The sequence below is a fragment of the Stenotrophomonas sp. SORGH_AS_0321 genome, from assembly GCF_031453215.1.
In the GTDB taxonomy this organism is placed as follows: domain Bacteria; phylum Pseudomonadota; class Gammaproteobacteria; order Xanthomonadales; family Xanthomonadaceae; genus Stenotrophomonas; species Stenotrophomonas chelatiphaga.
This window is the reverse complement of the sequence record NZ_JAVIZG010000001.1, coordinates 3,390,835-3,409,467: the sequence shown is the minus strand read 5'-3', so window position 1 is coordinate 3,409,467 and position 18,633 is coordinate 3,390,835. Positions and strand designations below refer to the sequence as shown.

The following is an 18,633-nucleotide window of genomic DNA, read 5'->3' as shown; positions in this document are numbered from 1 at the left end:
TCCCCCGCAACATGCCAAAGGAAGCGGATACAACCGAGGACACGGACATGGCGCATTTTGAACTGATCGAAAAGATGGCACCCAATGCGGTGATCAAGGTCGTTGGCGTGGGCGGCGGCGGCGGCAACGCCGTGGCGCACATGGTCAACTCTGCGGTGGACGGGGTGGAATTCATCACCGCCAACACCGATTCGCAGGCCATCAAGAACTGCGGTGCGAAGCTGCAGCTGCAGCTGGGCACCAACGTCACCAAGGGCCTGGGCGCTGGCGCCAATCCGGAAGTCGGCCGCCAGGCCGCGCTGGAAGACCGCGAACGCATCATGGACGCGCTGCAGGGTGCGGACATGGTCTTCATCACCGCCGGCATGGGCGGCGGCACCGGTACCGGCGCTGCGCCGGTGGTGGCACAGCTGGCAAAGGAAATGGGCATCCTGACCGTGGCCGTGGTCACCAAGCCGTTCCCGTTCGAAGGCCGTCGCCGCATGCAGGTCGCGCTGAAGGGCATCGAGGAGCTGAGCCAGCATTGCGACTCGCTGATCACCATCCCGAACGAAAAGCTGATCACCGTGCTGGGCCGCAACGCCACCATGATCCAGGCCTTCCGTGCCGCCAACGACGTGCTGCAGGGCGCCGTGCAGGGCATCGCCGACCTGATCGTGCGTCCGGGCCTGATCAACGTCGACTTCGCCGACGTGCGCACCGTGATGTCTGAAATGGGCCTGGCGATGATGGGCACCGGCACCGCCCGCGGCGATGACCGCGCGCAGGCCGCGGCCGAATCGGCCATCCAGAACCCGCTGCTGGACGATGTGAACCTGGCCGGCGCCAACGGCATCCTGGTCAACATCACCGCCGGCGCGGACTTCACCATGGCCGAATTCGACGAGATCGGCCGCACCATCGACGGCTTCGCATCGGAAGACGCCACCGTCGTGGTCGGCACCGTGCTGGATCCGGACATGCAGGACGAAGTACGCGTCACCGTGGTCGCCACCGGCCTGAACCGCGTCGTTGCCGGCAAGACCCAGCGTCCGGGCGAGCGTGCGCCGATCAAGCTGGTCCGCAACGCCACCACCGGCCAGCCGGAGTTCTCCGACTTCGACAACGGCGGCGACGCCGTGTCCAAGGCCGTCGGCGGCGTGGGCCTGGGCCTGCGTCGGGCAAGCAGCGACAGCGTTGCGACCTCCTCGGCTCCCTCGTCGTCGGCGTCCAGCAGCGCCACCACGCCGACCGCCGAACTGCCCAACGACTACCTGGACATCCCGGCGTTCCTGCGCCGCCAGGCGGACTGATCGCCGACGCCGGGGTTGTCCTCCCCGGCGGCAAGCACCATGTCCTGCATTGCAGGCGCCGGGCCAGGATGGGCCCGGCCGCCCTGTCATGCGTGAGCTGCACCTGCATCGCGCCGTGACCCGCCTGGCTTCAGCCGGGGTAGGGGCGGTCGCGTGTTAATCTGTCCCACCCCCTGGGCAGGCCATCGCGGCCCGCCGCATGCACCTGGCCACACCCCATGATCCCGCAACGTACCCTCAAGAACACGATCCGTGCCACCGGCGTTGGCCTGCACAGTGGTGACAAGGTCTACATGACCCTGCGCCCGGCACCGGTCAACCATGGCATCGTGTTCCGTCGCGTGGACCTGGACCCGGTGGTCGACGTGCCGGCCAAGGCGGAGCTGGTCACCGAGGTCACCCTGTGCACCGGCCTGACCTGCAACGATGCCAAGATCCAGACCGTCGAACACCTGATGTCGGCGTTGGCCGGCCTCGGTGTGGACAACATCATCGTCGAACTGTCGTCGGCCGAACTGCCGATCATGGACGGTTCGTCCGGTCCGTTCGTGTTCCTGCTGCAGTCGGCGGGCATCATCGAACAGGACGCGGCCAAGCGCTTCATCCGCGTGCTGAAGACCGTCGAAGTCACCGAAGGCGACAAGGTCGCGCGCTTCGACCCGTATGAAGGCTACAAGCTGGGCTTCACCATCCAGTTCGACCACCCGATGATCCCGGCCAAGCAGTCGCGGCAGGAAATCGAGTTCTCGACCATGGCCTACACCAAGGAAATCTCCCGGGCGCGCACGTTCGGCTTCATGCGCGACCTGGAATACATGCGCGAGCGCAACCTCGGCCTTGGCGGGTCGATGGACAACGCCATCGTGCTGGACGAGTTCCGCGTGCTGAACGAAGACGGCCTGCGCTACGCCGATGAGTTCGTCCGTCACAAGATCCTTGACGCGATCGGCGATCTCTACCTGGCCGGTGGTCAGGTACTGGGCGCCTATGAAGGGTTCAAGTCGGGGCACGCACTGAACAACAAGCTGGTGCGGGCCCTGATGGCCGATGCCACCGCCTGGGAGTGGGTGAGCTACGAGTCGCCTGCCGCAGCCGAACCTGTCGCTTACGGCGCCCCGGCATACGCCTGATAAAAGGCTTGATATTCAACACGTTGACGCCGCCTTCGGGCGGCGTTTGCATTTGCGGCGCGGCAATGAGTGACGCGCCGCGTCCAAGCGCTCAGCGCGTCACAGTTTGTGAACCTGTTCCGTCGGAAGCCTGAACTTAACGTTTAAATAACAAAACCCTAACGACTGATCGGCCATCCGCCGTTAGGATGCCCCACGGTCCTCGCAAATGTTTCACGCCACGTCCACGGAATGTTGGCATCGCGGGGAAGCGGAGCCGGATGCTCCGCCGTCATCAGGACCTGGACGGTTTCGTGTCCTGGAGGCTAGCCAAGGCGTCGCGTAGCCCTTTGTGCGTGGCGGCTGAAACTGCGTGGGGTCCATTCCGGTTGTCGATCGCTGGGGAGCGTGGTGGAGCGGGGGACGCAGTCTTGATGGTCACTTTGGTGGCCTTCAGCCCGATGGACCGGGCCGCGTTGATCAACTGTGCTTCGGCAAGCCGCACCTTGGCATGCCACACGGGAGATTCAACGAGAAAAACGAGGTGCTCGTCGTTCACGTTGGCCAGCCGGCAATGGCTGCGCAGGCTGGGCGGCAGATGGGGGCGCAACTGCAGGTCCAACGCATCGAGCCACAAGGCACGACGCAGCGGGTTCCCGCTCTTGTCACCCATGACTGCATCCAGTGCCGGTTTCGGTGCTGAGGCAGGACGGGTACTGGATTTCGGCTCAGACATGAAAACTCACTGATGGCATTTAAAAAGATCGTAATCAAAACGCGTGATGGAAAGGCAAAAACGCCCCTTGCGCGTCTTCGCTTCTATTTCGAAGACCGCCCCCGCGCCCTGTTGGGCAGCGTGCTGGGCATGGGCTGCATTATCGGCTTCGCCGGTGGAATGGGCGCCAACCTGCTCGGCGACTCCCGCCTGCAGGCCAAGGTCGACCGCCAGGAACGCGAACTGGCGCAGGTACGCCTGCAGTCGCAGACCGAAGTCAACGCACTGGCGGCCCGCCTCGGCGAGCTGCAGGCGCAGGCCACCCGGCTCAACGCCCTGGGTGAGCGCCTGACCCAGATGGGCAAGCTGGAAGACGGCGAGTTCGACTTCCAGGAAACCCCCGGCCTGGGTGACGGCGATGCCGGCGGTCCCACCGTGGACATCCCGGTCAAGGACATCAACGCCGACTTACAGGTGCTGGAGCAGCGTTTCGCTGCTTCAGGCAGCCAGCTTTCGGTGATGGAATCGCTGATGTTCGACCACCAGCTGCAGCAGAACGCGGTGCCCTCGCGCATGCCGATCCGCAACAGCTACGTCACCTCCGGCTTCGGCACCCGCGCCGATCCGTTCGGGCGCGGTGCCGGCAACCACAAGGGCATCGATTTCCATGCCAAGGTCGGTGACCCGGTGATGTCGGTGGCCGACGGCGTGGTGAGCTTCTCCGGCGTGAAGGGTGGCTACGGCAACGTGGTCGATGTCGACCATGGCAACGGCTATGTCACCCGTTACGCGCACAACTCGCGCCTGGTGGTGAAGGTCGGTGACCTGGTCCGTGCCGGGCAGGAAGTGGCCAAGGCCGGTTCCACCGGTCGTTCCACCGGTGCCCACGTGCACTTCGAAGTCTGGGAAAGCGGCCGGGTGGTCAATCCCCGCAAGTTCCTCGGCGATGGCGGCAACACGCCGGTGGGGCGCGTTTCCCGCGGCTGATCGTCCTGCGGCAGCGCCGGGCCATGCCCGGCGAGCGCAGCGGCAGCCTCAGCGCCCCGCGGTGGTGGGTGGCGACCGTTGGTCGTCACATGCGCTACCGCGACCGCCGAACATGGCGATGCTGGCCCCCCGGCCCGCGAACCGCCAAGCGCTTGAAACCCCCGACCTCCATCCCAAGTTACAATGGGTGATGCCATCGACGGGGCGCTGGGCGCCCCGTTTCGTTTGCGGCGGGCGGATTCCTGAAGGGAGCCGTGCCGGCGTTCACCTGACAACCGGTTCCCTCAATGATCAACAGCCTGCTTACCCGCGTTTTCGGCAGTCGTAATGAACGACAGCTGCGCCAGCTCAACCGCATCGTCGCCAAGGTCAATGCGCTGGAGCCGGACATGGAGAAGCTCAGCGATGCGCAGCTCCAGGCCAAGACGCCGGAGTTCAAGCAGCGCATCGCCGAAGGCGAGGCCCTGGACAAGGTGCTGCCGGAAGCGTTCGCGGTGTGCCGCGAAGCCAGCCGCCGCGTCCTCGGCATGCGTCACTACGATGTGCAGCTGATCGGCGGCATGGTGCTGCACCTGGGCAAGATCGCCGAGATGCGCACCGGTGAAGGCAAGACCCTGGTGGCGACCCTGCCGGTGTACCTGAACGCGCTGGAAGGCAAGGGCGTCCACGTGGTCACGGTGAACGACTACCTGGCCCGCCGTGACTCGGCGCAGATGGGCAAGCTGTACAACTGGCTGGGCCTGAGCGTGGGCGTGGTCTACCCGGGCATGCCGCACGGCGACAAGCGCGAAGCCTACGGCAGCGACATCACCTACGGTACCAACAACGAATTCGGCTTCGACTACCTGCGCGACAACATGGCGCTGTCCAAGGCCGACCGCTACCAGCGCGGCCTGCACTACGCCATCGTCGATGAAGTCGACTCCATCCTGATCGACGAAGCGCGTACCCCGCTGATCATCTCCGGTCCGGCCGATGATTCCCCGGAGCTGTACATCCGCGTCAACCGCATCGTGCCGAACCTGGTCAAGCAGGAAAGCGAAGAGGGTGACGGCGATTTCTGGATCGACGAGAAGGGCAAGCAGGTCCACCTGTCCGAAGCGGGCATGGAACACGCCGAGCGCCTGCTGGTGGAAGCCGGCATCCTCGATGCGGAAACCGAAGGCCTGTACGCCGCGCAGAACCTGACCGTGGTGCACCACCTCAACGCCGCCCTGCGCGCGCACGCCATCTACCAGCGCGACGTGGATTACATCGTGCGCGATGGCGAAGTGGTCATCGTCGATGAATTCACCGGCCGCACCCTGGCCGGTCGCCGCTGGTCCGACGGCCTGCACCAGGCCGTGGAAGCGAAGGAAGGCGTGCCGGTCCAGCGTGAAAACCAGACCCTGGCCAGCATCACCTTCCAGAACCTGTTCCGCATGTACGGCAAGCTGTCCGGCATGACCGGAACCGCCGATACCGAAGCGTTCGAATTCCAGAGCATCTACAACCTGGAAGTGGTGGTCATCCCGACCAACCGCCCGACCATCCGCAAGGACTCGCCGGACCAGGTGTTCCTCAACCGCCAGGGCAAGTTCAACGCGGTGCTGGCCGACATCCAGGAATGCAACAAGCGCGGCCAGCCGGTGCTGGTCGGCACCACCTCGATCGAAACCTCGGAGATGCTGTCCGAGCACCTGCGCAAGGCCGGCGTGCACCACGAAGTGCTCAATGCCAAGCAGCATGACCGCGAAGCGACCATCGTCGCCAATGCCGGTCGTCCGGGCGCGGTGACCATCGCCACCAACATGGCCGGTCGCGGTACTGACATCGTGCTGGGTGGTTCGCTGGAAACCGAGCTGCACGAAATGGGCGAAGAAGCCAGCGACGCGCAGCGCGCCAGCGTCAAGGCCGAATGGCAGGTCCGCCATGACGCGGTCAAGGCCGCCGGTGGCCTGCACATCGTCGGCACCGAGCGCCACGAATCGCGTCGTATCGACAACCAGCTGCGTGGCCGTTCCGGCCGCCAGGGTGACCCGGGTTCGTCCCGTTTCTACCTGTCGCTGGAAGACAACCTGATGCGCATCTTCGCCTCGGACTGGGTGCAGAAGGCGATGCGCATGATGGGCATGAAGGAAGACGACGTCATCGAAGACCGCCTGGTCAGCCGCCAGATCGAAAAGGCGCAGCGCAAGGTGGAAGCGCACAACTTCGACATCCGCAAGAACCTGCTCGACTTCGACGACGTCAACAACGACCAGCGCAAGGTGATCTACGCCCAGCGCGATGAGCTGCTGGACGCCGAGTCGGTGAAGGACAACGTCGATGGCATCCGCGACGACGTGGTGTTCGACATCGTGGCGCGCTTCGTGCCGCCGAACTCGATCGACGAACAGTGGGACCTGCCGGGCCTGGAAGCCACGCTGCTGTCCGATTTCGGCCTGGAGATGTCGGTCACCGACCTGGTCAAGGCCCACGAAGAACTGGACGCCGAAGGCATCGCGCAGAAGGTGCAGGAGCGCGTCAACGCGCACTTCGAAGCGAAGGAAACCGGCGTCGGCCCGGAGACCATGCGCGCGCTGGAAAAGCACGTCATGCTGACCGTGCTCGACCAGAGCTGGAAGGAGCACCTGGCGCGCATGGATTACCTGCGCCAGGGCATCTACCTGCGTGGTTACGCGCAGAAGCAGCCCAAGCAGGAATACAAGAAGGAAGCGTTCGAGCTGTTCTCCGGCATGCTGGAAGACGTCAAGCGCGAAGTGGTGACCATGCTCTCGCGCGTGCGCATTCGCAGCGACGAGGAAGTGGCGGCACTGGAAGCGGCCGAACGCCAGCAGGTGCAGGCGCGCCTGAGCCAGTCGCAGTTCCAGCACCAGGATGCCGGCGGCTACGGCGCCGACGAAGAAGCCGCGCAGGTGCAGGCCGCGCAGCAGGACGGCCTGGCGCAGGGCGGCGAGCCGAAGATCGGTCGCAATGATCCGTGCCCGTGCGGCAGCGGCAAGAAGTACAAGCACTGCCACGGCCAGCTGAGCTGAGTCATCGTCGCTGACGCTGATTGAAAAGACCCCGCGCAAGCGGGGTTTTTTTTGCGTGGATTCCCGTTTTTCGGCGTCGTGATCGCACCGTTGCCACCGCGAGCGCGGCATGCGCGCCCTGAAACAAGCTGGAAATCAAAGAAATTCCGCGACCACAAACACATCACATGCGATGTGCCTCGTGTGATTGATGTCACCGATTGAAGCTAATCGGAATTCTCTGACCAACAAGTAGGGCATATCCCCACACGAAAGTAGGGCGCACCCCCTCGGATTAACCTGACACGCCCCTTAGGGTCACAGGCCCCGCGCGTTCTTCCACACGCAGGGTCTCTCGCGCATCCCCCGCGCGCGACGCGGTTCGCCGCGTCCTGATCGTCATCCAAGGAGTTTCATGAACAGGATTTACCGCTTGGTCTTCAACCGCGCCACTGGCGCCATGCAGGTCGCCTCCGAACTCGCCTCCGGCACGTCCTCGCCGGGTCGCGCGGTCGGTGCAGCGCGCCGCCGTTCGACGCTGGGCGTCGCCGTGGTCGCTGCACTGGGCCTGGGTGCCGCCTCGGCACCGGCCTTCGCCGTGCCCTACGACTTCACCTCCGATGAGGTGATCGGCGACACCCGTGCGTACGCCGACGGCTTCTTCATCGGCAATACCGGCACGGTGGCGATCGACCTCATCGGCAGCGGCCAGTTGACCTCCAATGGCCTGGTGTCGCTGGGCACGGTTGCCGGCGCCAATGGCACCCTGCGGGTGATCGGCCCGACCGCCTACCTGCAGATGACCGGCGCGGCGCTGCGCGTCGGCGAGGCAGGCACCGGCACCCTGCAGCTGATCGACGGTGGCACGGCCACGTCCAACAACACCGTATCGCTGGGGTATGGCGCAGGCGGCACCGGCAACGCGCTGGTAAGCGGCGCCGGCTCCAGCCTGACCGCACGCCAGTTGCTGGTCGGCCGTCAGGGCACCGGCTCGCTGGACATCGACGGCGGGCGCGTCGCCAGCACCATGGCGTATACGGTGGTGAACAACTTCGGCATCAGCCTGGGTTCGGATACGGCGGGCAGCGGCACGATCAACGTCCGCAACGGCGGCGAGCTGATCGTCACCGACAACAACCTGCTGGTCGGCCAGGTCGGCCAGGGTCGCCTCAACGTGGACGGCGGCCGGGTCGAAGCCGGTCGCGGCATCCATGTCGGCGCCGGCACCCAGTCCGGTGCCACCCAAGGCGGCCGCGGTGAGATCACCGTCAGCGGCGGCGGCCAGCTGGTATCGCAGGATCTGGTGCTCGGCACCTCCAACAACGCCACCGGCACGCTGACGGTAAGCGGGGCGGGATCGGTGGTCGACGCCACCACCGTGCGGGTAGGCCAGAACGGTGACGGCACGCTGCGTGTCGAAGGCGGCGGCGTGGTCACCGCCGACGAGGTCAATGCGGAAAAGTACGACGCACTGGGCAGTGGTGATTTCGGCCAGACCGGCAGCATCGTGGTGACCGGTGCAGGCTCGGCGATCCGCGCCGCGCGCGTGGACGCAAGCAACCACCTGCTGCTGGAAGCCGGTGGCGTGATCGAATCCGATCGCGCGGCGATCAAGGACAGCTACGGCCCGACCGCGAGCACGGCGCGCATCACCGGTGCGGACACGCGCTGGACCAACACCGGCGCCATGGCGATCAGCACCAATCTGGACGTGCTCGATGGTGCGGTCATCCGCAGTGATTCAGTGAACATCAGCGGCGGCCTCAACGACGTCACCATGGCGCCGGCTTTGCTGGACGAACAGACGCGTGTCAGTGGCGCCGGCTCGGCCATCGAAGCGGTGAACGGCCTGACCGTGGGCGCGGTGCTGATGCGCGGTCCCTACGGCATGCTGAGCGTGAACAACGGTGGGCGGGTGGCCGGTGGCAGCGGCATCCTGCTGGACCAGAGCGGCTACCTGGTGCTGGGCGGCGGCATGGCCACGTGGTCGGTCGCCGATGGCGGCCCGCAGTGGCTGGCCGCCGAACAGGCCGGCACGCTGGACGGCGCGGCAATCTCGATGGACGCAAACGCGGGCGGGCTGGTGTTCAACCACACCGGTGACATCACCCTGGGCAACACCATCCAGACGGTTTCCTCGGGAACGTCCAATGGCCACCTGCATGGCGGCGCACTGACCCAGGCTGCCGGCAACACCACGCTGGACGGTGACCTGCGCGCCTTCGGTGGCGATATCACCGTCAACGGCGGCAGCCTGGTGATCAACTCGGACATGTACACCGGTGCAGGCTACGCAGGCCCCAGCCAGGCCGCGCAGCAACTGATCGACGTGCGCGGCGGCACCCTGGTGCTGAACGGCGCGGCAGGCTTCCAGCAGAACATCGATTTCGGCCCGGGGCTGGGCAGCGAAGTGCGGCGCAGTTCGCTGGCCGAAGTCAGCGGCAGCGGCGTGCTGGCCGGCAACGCCACGGTGGGCACCACCTATGTGCGCAACGGTGGAGCGCTGTCGCCGGGCAATGCCGGCGTCGGCACGATGACCATCGACGGTGACCTGTTCTACAACGCCAACGGGTTGCTGCCTGAGCAGGTCGCCAACAAGGCCTTCTTCGACGTGGACGTGCTGGGCAACGGGCAGGCCGACCTGCTGACCGTGACCGGCAAGGCGTATATCGGCCGGGGTGCCAACGTCGGCCAGATGGGCGACACCGGCGTGCGCGTCACCGCGCTGGATCCGGCCACCAGCTACCAGGACGGGCAGACCTACACGATCCTGAGCGCAGCACAGGGCGTGACCGGTACCTTCGACGATGTGATCTCGCGTTCGGCGTTCCTGGATACTTCGCTGAGCTACACCGCCAACGATGTGCGGCTGAACATCGCCGTGAAGGGCACCGGCCCGGTTGATCCGCCGGTGGACCCGCCGGTGGATCCGGTCGACCCGCCGGTCGAACCGCCGGTGGATCCGATCACCCCGCCGGTCGATCCGGTCACCCCGCCGCCGCCGCTGGAGGTGTTCGTCACCGCCGCAGCGACCGGCAACCAGCTGGCCACGGCGGCCGCGCTGGATACGCTGCAGCAGTCCGGTGAGGCGCTTGCGCTGTACAACCGCCTGCTGATGCTGGACGCGGACAGTGCCCGCCTGGCGTTTGATGACCTGTCCGGTGAAATCCACGCCAGCAACCGCGCCCTGCTGCTGGAAGACCGCTTCCTGCGCGATGGCATCAGCCAGCGCCTGCGCAGCGGCATGCCGGCCGGCGACGGCCCGTCTGCCTGGATCGGCGGCAGCGGTGCCTCCAGCCAGCGCGATGGCAACGGCAGTGCAGCACGCACCCGCGACCACCGCCAGGGCCTGATGGCCGGTGCCGACTGGAGCATCGGCGAGCGCTGGATCGTCGGCGTGGCCGGTGGCCCAGAGTCCCTGCGCCAGCAGGTCAATGCACGCAACGCGACAACCGACGTGGATGCCGTGCACGGTGGCCTGTATGCCGGTTTCCGGGGCGACAATGCCTACCTCAACGGCGGCGCCAGCTATGCCGATTACCAGCTGGATACCCGGCGTACCGTCGGTGCCGGCACGGCATGGGGGCAGAGCCTGGCCAACCGCCGTGACGCGCATGCGGTCAGTGGTTTCGCCGAAGGCGGCTGGGATTTCCAGATCGACGATGCAATGACGCTGACCCCGTACGTGGCCGTGGCCTACACCCGCCTGTCCACCGATGCCGGCGTCGAAACCGGGGGCAATGCCGCCCTGGCGATCGCTGCCAGCAAGGACGAAGCGTGGACCACCACGGCCGGCGTGCGCGCCGCGTGGGACATCAGCGGCGGCCAACAGGACGGTGCGCGACTGGAAGCCGGCCTGGCCTGGCAGAACGCGGCCGGTGAGCTGCGCGCGGACTCGACGCACCGCTTCGTGGCCGGCAGCAACGGCTTCACCGTGCAGGGCCTGCCGCTGGCGCGCAACGTCGGCATCGCCGAGCTGGGCGTGTCGGTCAATACCTCCAGCCGCAGCCGACTGTCCTTCGCCGCGCAGGGCCGCGCCGGTGATGGCCAGCGCGAAGTCGGTGCACAGCTGAACTGGAACGTGGCGTTCTGATCCATCGCTGAGCAGTAGCAGGACGGCAACGGGCTCCTTCGGGAGCCCGTTTTCGTTTTCGCCGAGCGGCCGCGCAGGACGCTCTGCCCCCCCGTTGCTCCGGTAGTGACGGCCGCTGGCCGTCAAGCTCCTGCTCCGGTGAGTGACGACCGCTGGTCGTCACGGCCTATCCATGCAGCTTGCGTCATCTCCGCCGTTTTCGGCATGCTGCCTCCATGTCTTCTCCCAAACGATCCATCCATGTGGTGGCGGGCGTCATCACCGACGCACGTGGTCGCGTGCTGCTCAACCGTCGCACTGAACACAGCGATCTGGCCGGCCTGTGGGAATTCCCGGGCGGCAAACGCGAACCCGGCGAAAGCTCCGAACAGGCGCTGGCCCGCGAACTGCACGAAGAACTCGGCATCGAGGCCGACGTCGGCGATTGGCTGATGGACGTGCCGCAGTGTTACCCGGACAAGGACCTGGTGCTGGAAGTGCGGCATATCCGCAGCTGGAAGGGCAGCCCGCGTGGCCGAGAAGGCCAGGCGATCACCTGGGTGGCGCCGGAAAAGCTGGGACGCTATTCCATGCCGCCGGCCGACCTGCCGGTGGTGGCCGCGCTGCGCCAGCCCGACCGCTACCTGATCACCCCGCCGCCGGCCGACGACGACAGCGACCAGCTGCGCTGGAGCGAGCAGCTGCGGCGTGCCCTGGCGGAAGGGCACCAGCGCATCCAGCTGCGCCTGCCGCCCGACCATCCGCGGCGCGTGGCGCTGTGCGAAGCAGTGGTACGCGGCCATCGCCGTGCAGGGCAGTGGCTGCTCAACCGCGATATCGACCTGGCCCGCACGCTCGGTGTCGGCGTGCACCTGGGGGCCGAGCAACTGGCCACGCTGCAGGAGCGGCCGCTACCGGCCGACCAGCTGGTCGCGGCCTCATGCCATGACCTGGCGCAGCTGCACGCTGCACAGCAACTGGGCTGTGATTTCGTGGTGCTGGGGCCGGTGCAGGCCACAGCCAGCCATCCCGGTGCCGATCCGATGGGCTGGGAGCGCTTCGCCGCGCTGCGCGCGCAGGTGGCCCTGCCGATCTACGCGCTGGGCGGCCTGGGGCCCGATGACATCGTCACCGCCCGCCGCCACGGCGCCCAGGGCATCGCCTCCATCCGCGGCCTGTGGCCTGCCTGACCTGACTACCGTGCGACTGCGCAAACAGTAGCGCCGCGCCATGCTCGGCGAGCGCGGAGCACGGCCTGCGTCCGCCATCGCATTGCCGGACCGGAACCCCGCCGGCCATCGCAAGCGCCAAGCGCGGCAACAAAGCGCTTACAGCGTGATCCAGAAACATCCGTACTGCCGGCGCAGCCCCAGCACGCTGCGTGCCGGCGTGGCGGTGCCCGGCAGCACCTGTTCCAACCGCAGTGCGATCGGATTGGGTCGGTCGTCCACGGCTTCGACCATGCCATCGGCCGCGGGCAGCAGCGGTTCCTGCCGTTGCGGGTAGACCGGCACGATATCCACCAGCGGACGCCGTGCGATGGACTCCAGCTGGCCCAGGATGCGCTGCGCACCGGCGTCGGATACCGCTCCCCACAGGTACAGCGTGGATAGCCGATTGACGTCGTTGGCGGCCATCGCGCCACGCAGCGCGCCCACCAGTTCACTCAGCCGACGCGGGCAGCTGGCCCCGAGCGTATTGCGCTGCTGGGTGTTGCCGGCCGCTGCGGTGGCGGGTTCAGGCAGCCGCGAACGGGCGCCGAGGCTTTCGCAGGGGCGATCGGTGTAGACACTTTGTCCGCCAGCATCGGTGCAGCGGTTCAAGCGCGGCGCCTGCTGCGCGTGGGCCGGTGCAGGCAGGGCGGACAGCAGCAGGAGCAACGGCAGGCAGGCAAGGGTTCTCATTGCCAGCAGGGTAGCGCCCAGCGCCCGCCTGTGCGATGAAAACGCGTCAGCTGCGCAGCAGTTTCAGCACCGACGTCGTCGGCTTGGCCAGGTTCAATGTGTAGAAATGCAGCCCCGGCGCGCCGCCGTCCAGCAATCGCTGGCACAGCTGCGCCACCACCTCCGCGCCGAACGCGCGGATCGATTCGCTGTCATCGCCGTAAGCCTGCATCTTGCGCCCGATCCAGCGCGGGATTTCCGCGCCGCACTGTTCAGAAAAACGACGCAGCTGGCTGAAGTTGGAGATCGGCATGATGCCCGGCACGATCGGCACGCTGACGCCGAGCGCGCGTACCGCATCGACGAAATGGAAGTAGGCGTCTGCGTTGTAGAAATACTGGGTGATCGCTGCATCGGCGCCGGCATCCACCTTGGCCTTGAAGTGCTTCAGGTCGGCCAGTGCATCGCTGGCCTGCGGATGGGTTTCCGGATACGCGCCGACTTCGATGCGGAACGCGTTGCCGTGCTCGGCACGAATGAAATCGATCAGCTCGGCGGCGTAGCGCAGGTCACCGGGGTGTCCCATGCCCGAAGGCAGGTCGCCGCGCAGGGCGACGATGCGGGTGCAGCCGATGGCGCGGTACAGCTTGAGCAGCTCGCGGATTTCCTGCCGGCTGCCGCCGACGCAGGAAAGATGCGGGGCCGCCTCGAAGCGGTGGTGCTGCTTGAGGTGGCGCACCGTTTCGGAGGTATAGCTGAGCGTGGAGCCGCCGGCGCCGAAGGTGCACGACACGTACTCCGGTCCGAAGCTGCGCAGCTTGGCGGCGGTACGGTCCAGCTGGCTGCGCTGCTCGTCGGTCTTGGGCGGGTAGAACTCGAAACTGAGAGAGGTCATGGCAATGGCGGCGGCGGGCTCGGGGTCAGTATATCGCTTCATCGCGATGGATATGCAACCTGCGCGGCGATCCTGCCTGTCGTCCGCTGGGTGGGACGGGGTCAGATTCCTTTTCCGCGGGAAAAGGACGCTGACCCCTTTCGCGTGATTGCAGCTTTCCTGATGGACCCGAAGGGGGCTGGCTGCGCAGGATGTCCGGGCCGGTGACGCAGAAGCACCGGCCGGGATTGGAGTCCTGAAACTTTTCGAAATTGGCTCTGTTTTGCCCCCTGGGCACGGCGGAGAATGCATCACCACGCCAGCTCTCTGGCGGGCGATGCGTGGGGATTTCATCCGCCGGTTTTTTCGAAAGGTCCGGTACTCCAACCCGCATCGTCCGCCGCCTTGCGCCCTGGCGCAGGCGGCCTCAACGGCCTGCGAGGTTCCCCCATGCCATCCCACCCACGCCACGCCGCCCGCCTGCACTCGCTGATCGGCGAAGGCCTGCATGATCTGCCGCCGGAAGTCATCCACAAGCTGGAACGCATGCTGCAGTGTTACGGCGTGCCGCATCACGCGATGAACCGGCATGGGGCAGCGGCGGCGGCCTGCTGCGCACCCCGCGCGAGGTCGCCCGGCACCTGGACGGCTGCCTGGTCGAAAGCGGCGGGGATGCCGCGATCCTTGCCGAAGCCCTGCTCAGCCTGGTGGAGGGTTCTGACCTGCGCCGCGTCGCCCGGGTCTGCGGCCTGCCGTGCGAGGTGCTGCACCGCCAGCTGGCGGGCAGGCGCACGCTGACCTTCGCCACCGTGGCGGGCACGCTGCGTGCCCTGGGGGTGGGGCTGCGGGTGCGGGTGGCGGCGCGTTGAGCGGCGATGACCGGTATCTGCCAGTACGCCGGCGGCAGGCTTCGCTAACGTCGGGTCGTCGCCAACCGCAGGTTCCCCATGCCCCTCCATCCGTCTGCTGGCTGCAGCACGTCCGGTTCCATCAACATCATGGGCGTCGTTGGTTCCATCCTGCCCGCCACCCGCCCCATGCGGTTGCATCAGGTAGGCAACCGCACACCGCAGCAGGGGACCTGCCGGTTGCCTTCTTCCGCGGTCTGCCGCGAACTGGTCAGCTGGGGCGGTGACATCCTGGTACGCCGCGCCGCGCAGGCCGGCGCACGGACGTGGCCGGAGCTGACGCACGTGCATGCAGCAAGCCGCGTCGTCCTTGCGCTGGGTGCCGTGCGTCGCGGTGAATACGCCGCAGCGTCCGCACAGTTGCCGTGGGTGGCACTCGCGCCGCCCCAGGTGCTTGCCTGGGCACGGGCAACGCTGCACGCGCTGCTGCCGGAATGGGTGGTGCACGGGCTGGACAATGATCCCACGCTGGCGTTGCTGGCCGCCGTGGCGCTGCTGCATGAGCTGCATGCAACCCCGGATGGGAGCCAACTGCCGGCACCGCCCTCGTCTGCCGCCGCTATGGTGAGACGGCTGCGGGCGGCGTATGAGAGCCTGCGCGGCGTGCTGCACGCGGACGCGGCGATGGACCGCCTGCGCCTTGCCGGCTCAACCGATCGGCGATCAGGCATCGGCAACAGCACGCAGGCAGTCGGCCACGCTGCGCTGGGCACCGCACTCCAGCTACAGCGCCGTGGCGTCGGTCCGGTCGGCGATGCTGCGTCGCATGCCGCCAGCATCGGCGCGCCGCCGATGGGTGCAGGTGCCTGGTTGTTCGCGGGGGCATCGGCATCCCCCAGAGCAGGCGATGGCGCCAGCCACCCGCACCCGCGGCAGCATGCCGCGCATGCTGGTGCGCGGCCGGCCAGCGGCGGTGGGGAACGCCGCAGTGCGCCGCTGCGCAGGCCGATGACGAGCGGCAGCCTGCGTGGCAGTGGCAGTGGCAGTGGCACTGGCAGGCGGCACGGCGACAGCAGCCAGCGCGAACCCATGCACGGCTATGCGCAAGCCGCGATGGCCGGCTACGCAGACGGACCCAAGGAACTGCTTATGAGTCCGGTCTATCCGTCCACCGATGAGCAGACCGGCGGCGACCCTCCCGGAATACGGCTTGATCCGGCAGTGCAGCCGCGTGCGGCTGCTGCGCCCCGCGGCATGGCGGCCGTGGGGTCAACGCAGCAGCGGGCCGGGTCGGGCCCAGTCGGCGTCCTCCCGCAGCCACGGGCGGATCATCCCTCCTTCGCGCGCGAGGCGCTGGCTGCGCCCCAGGGCACAGTGGACTGCCTGCAGGTGGACGACGAGCGCGTCGCCCGGCTGCTGGTCAGGCAGCAACGCTATCGTCCGCCCCTGATGCGGTTCTGCATTCCTTCCAGTGACACGCCCTGGTTCAAGGGCCTGTTCGGTGGCTCGATGTCCACTTCCCGCGGCATGGGGCGCTGGATGGTGAGCGAACTGGTGCACGAACGCGTGCCGCACACCCTGCGCCCCCTGAGCATACGCCGCCATGGTGGCGCGGACGATATGCTGCTCGATACACCCTTGCCCTGGCGGTGGCTGGGCGATGAGCGCATCTTCTCCCTGCTGACGGTGTCGCTGCTCGATGACCAGCTGCGACCCGAGGCCAGTGGATGGAACCCGCAGTTCATGCCGCGCAACAGCTTCACGGTGATGCAGCACACCGGAGTGGATGGCGATGATCGGTTGTATCTTGCCTATTTCCTGCACCGCGAGCACCCAGGAAACAGTGGCGTCAACGCAGGTTTCCTGGAAGTGGAGGTGAGCGCGGCAGGCCAGTTGAGTATCACCGACACGGCGCACGGGGCAGCCATCGTCGGCGACACCCTCGCTCTGCTCATGGCCAGCATCGAGAAGCTGACCGGCCTGCGCTGCACCGACTCGGCCGATCACGTGCTGGCCGGCGACGTGGCCCCGCGGGCGCGTAATCTGTTCGTCGATATCGACGAAACGCGGTCACTGCATGCGAATCATCCCTTGCCGTTGAACCGGTCACTGGACCCGTTCTCACCGGTCCTGGTGCAGGCTGTCGGCCACCCTCGGCCCTTCACGCTGTATCTGGGAAGCTTCCTGGCCTTGGACGACACGATCCTGTTCGCCGATGCCAACGGGCGCAGCGGAGCGCTGCACTACATGGCCAACGCGTCCGCAGGCGGGGCCCGCGCACTGCGCTGCGATACGCCCGACGCGTGCACGTTCGCCGCCTTGCACGGCCTGCAGTCGGGCCGCCGCTACACCGTGGACGAAGTGGCCCAGACGTTGCAGGAAAATGGCCTGCTACCGATGCCGCAGGAGGCGCGGGCGGCCCCCGACGGTGATGATCACCTCCACGTGCAGGCGCCGAGTCCACGGCGGTGAGGGCACCAACGTGGACAGGTCGCTGACTATCCCTGTGCCGCCCGCGCGGCTAGTCTGGCGGAGTTGATCGCCCTGATGCCGCCATGTCCATTGTCCTGACCGAATTCGCCCGCCCCCGCTTGTTCCCGCGCACGCCGCGCGCCAACACCATCCAGGACTGTTCGGCCGAACAGTTCGTGCAGCACCTCAACACCCATGCACCCTTCAAGGTGCTGGACGGCTATGCGCCGTTCTGCAAGCTGCATGTGTATGAAAACTGGACCAGCACCCGCTGCCTGACCGTGCCGATCACCGCAGCCAACCGGCAGCAGCTGCGCAGTGGCTACGAAGCACGCAACCGCGATGAGCTACCGGTGCTGGTGCGGTGGTTCGAAGGCGTGGAATCACCGGTGGCGAACTACCTGGTGGTGATCCTGTACAGCGCAGAGCAGCTGGCGAAGGAAGGCACCGACATCGTGGCCGACTGGGGCATCGTCGGCTGCATCTACACCGCCGAACCCGAAGAAGTACCGATGGCCCCGATCACCATGATGCGCAACGCGCTGGGCGTGGAGGAGGGAGGTTCCGGCGTGCCGCTGGACCGCGAAGCCTACGCGCGCGCTGTGGCGTTCTGGGAAGCCAACGCCAACTGGCGGGGATAGGGGGCGCCGGTAGTGACGGCCGCTGGCCGTCTGCTTCTGCTGTGGGTTGGCGATGACCGGTGGGAAACGGGGTCAGATTCCTTTTGCTGCGCAAAAGGAATCTGACCCCTTTCGCGCCCCCTTTTGCGAGAAGCTACCGAGCACGTTCAACGCCGGATCGTCGCGAACACCGCACCCGTCAACCGCGCCAGGTCGGCCGGCTCCAGCTCCACTTCCAGCCCCCGGCGCCCGGCACTGACATGCAGCGTCGGCAGTCCCTGCGCGCTGGCATCGATGAACGTGCGCAGCCGCTTCTTCTGGCCCAGCGGGCTGATGCCACCGACCAGGTAGCCGGTCGCGCGCTGCGCCGCATCCACCGGTGCCATCGCGCATTTGCGGCAGCCGGCAACATCGGCCAGCGCCTTCAAATCCAACTGCCCGGCCACCGGGACAATGGCTACCAGCAGCTCATGCGTTTCCGTGCTGGCGAGCAGGGTCTTGAACACCTGTTCGGCCTTCAGCCCCAGCTTCTGCACGGCTTCGCCGCCATAGGAACCGGCCTGCGCGTCGTGCACGTAGCTGCGCACGGTATGGGCGATTTTTTCGCGTTGGAGCAGGTTGATGGCCGGAGTCATGGGGGGATCGTAGCGCCGTAGCCTCCGGCGTGACTTGACCCAAGCTACGGACTCGGCATTCCAGGCACACCGGCCAGCGGCCGGCACTACCGGGAATCGAACAAAAACGGGCGCCCGAAGGCGCCCGTCC

13 protein-coding genes are annotated in these 18,633 nt (G+C 66.9%); 9 read left to right on the top strand and 4 right to left on the bottom strand.

Features of this window, described 5'->3' with window-relative positions:
- The first annotated feature begins 47 nt into the window (after positions 1 to 47).
- Entirely contained in the window at positions 48 to 1,292 is a 1,245-nt protein-coding gene (gene ftsZ, locus QE373_RS15395) for a cell division protein FtsZ (RefSeq protein WP_057507814.1), read from the top strand.
- A gap of 218 nt (positions 1,293 to 1,510) precedes the next feature.
- Positions 1,511 to 2,422: a UDP-3-O-acyl-N-acetylglucosamine deacetylase gene (gene lpxC, locus QE373_RS15390; RefSeq protein ID WP_309688111.1), complete on the top strand. Its 912-nt coding sequence runs from the start codon at positions 1,511 to 1,513 to the stop codon at positions 2,420 to 2,422.
- 274 nt (positions 2,423 to 2,696) lie between these two features.
- Here the strand turns inward: lpxC and QE373_RS15385 are convergent, their stop codons facing one another.
- Complete coding sequence (locus QE373_RS15385) at positions 2,697 to 3,137, bottom strand: DUF721 domain-containing protein (protein ID WP_042613655.1); 441 nt, start codon at positions 3,135 to 3,137, stop codon at positions 2,697 to 2,699.
- Between the two features lie 12 nt (positions 3,138 to 3,149).
- Between QE373_RS15385 and QE373_RS15380 the strand changes: the two genes are divergently transcribed.
- The 4 genes from QE373_RS15380 (at position 3,150) to QE373_RS15365 (ending at position 12,361) form a co-directional block, all read left to right on the top strand.
- Positions 3,150 to 4,103, top strand: coding sequence for a M23 family metallopeptidase (locus QE373_RS15380; protein ID WP_057507816.1), 954 nt, complete (start codon positions 3,150 to 3,152; stop codon positions 4,101 to 4,103).
- A gap of 287 nt (positions 4,104 to 4,390) precedes the next feature.
- On the top strand, positions 4,391 to 7,120 hold the full coding sequence (secA, locus tag QE373_RS15375; RefSeq protein ID WP_309688103.1) for a preprotein translocase subunit SecA: 2,730 nt from the start codon (positions 4,391 to 4,393) through the stop codon (positions 7,118 to 7,120).
- Positions 7,121 to 7,514: 394 nt separating this feature from the next.
- Complete coding sequence (locus QE373_RS15370; RefSeq protein ID WP_309688097.1) at positions 7,515 to 11,192, top strand: autotransporter domain-containing protein; 3,678 nt, start codon at positions 7,515 to 7,517, stop codon at positions 11,190 to 11,192.
- 215 nt (positions 11,193 to 11,407) lie between these two features.
- A complete protein-coding gene (locus QE373_RS15365) occupies positions 11,408 to 12,361 on the top strand; it encodes a Nudix family hydrolase (RefSeq protein WP_309688095.1) in 954 nt (317 codons plus the stop codon).
- Between the two features lie 138 nt (positions 12,362 to 12,499).
- On the opposite strand, the gene QE373_RS15360 is transcribed toward QE373_RS15365, so the two are convergent.
- Positions 12,500 to 13,075, bottom strand: coding sequence for a DUF4124 domain-containing protein (locus tag QE373_RS15360; RefSeq protein WP_309688093.1), 576 nt, complete (start codon positions 13,073 to 13,075; stop codon positions 12,500 to 12,502).
- 46 nt (positions 13,076 to 13,121) lie between these two features.
- Complete coding sequence (gene metF / locus QE373_RS15355; protein WP_309688091.1) at positions 13,122 to 13,949, bottom strand: methylenetetrahydrofolate reductase [NAD(P)H]; 828 nt, start codon at positions 13,947 to 13,949, stop codon at positions 13,122 to 13,124.
- A gap of 533 nt (positions 13,950 to 14,482) precedes the next feature.
- Between metF and QE373_RS15350 the strand changes: the two genes are divergently transcribed.
- The 3 genes from QE373_RS15350 to QE373_RS15340 all read left to right on the top strand — a co-directional run bounded on the left by QE373_RS15350 (position 14,483) and on the right by QE373_RS15340 (position 17,889).
- Positions 14,483 to 14,797, top strand: coding sequence for a transcriptional regulator (locus tag QE373_RS15350; protein WP_309688089.1), 315 nt, complete (start codon positions 14,483 to 14,485; stop codon positions 14,795 to 14,797).
- A gap of 219 nt (positions 14,798 to 15,016) precedes the next feature.
- On the top strand, positions 15,017 to 17,248 hold the full coding sequence (locus QE373_RS15345; RefSeq protein ID WP_309688086.1) for a hypothetical protein: 2,232 nt from the start codon (positions 15,017 to 15,019) through the stop codon (positions 17,246 to 17,248).
- A gap of 83 nt (positions 17,249 to 17,331) precedes the next feature.
- Positions 17,332 to 17,889, top strand: coding sequence for a DUF3228 family protein (locus QE373_RS15340; protein ID WP_309688082.1), 558 nt, complete (start codon positions 17,332 to 17,334; stop codon positions 17,887 to 17,889).
- Between the two features lie 146 nt (positions 17,890 to 18,035).
- Here the strand turns inward: QE373_RS15340 and ybaK are convergent, their stop codons facing one another.
- Entirely contained in the window at positions 18,036 to 18,503 is a 468-nt protein-coding gene (gene ybaK, locus QE373_RS15335) for a Cys-tRNA(Pro) deacylase (RefSeq protein WP_309688080.1), read from the bottom strand.
- Between the last annotated feature and the right edge of the window lie 130 nt (positions 18,504 to 18,633).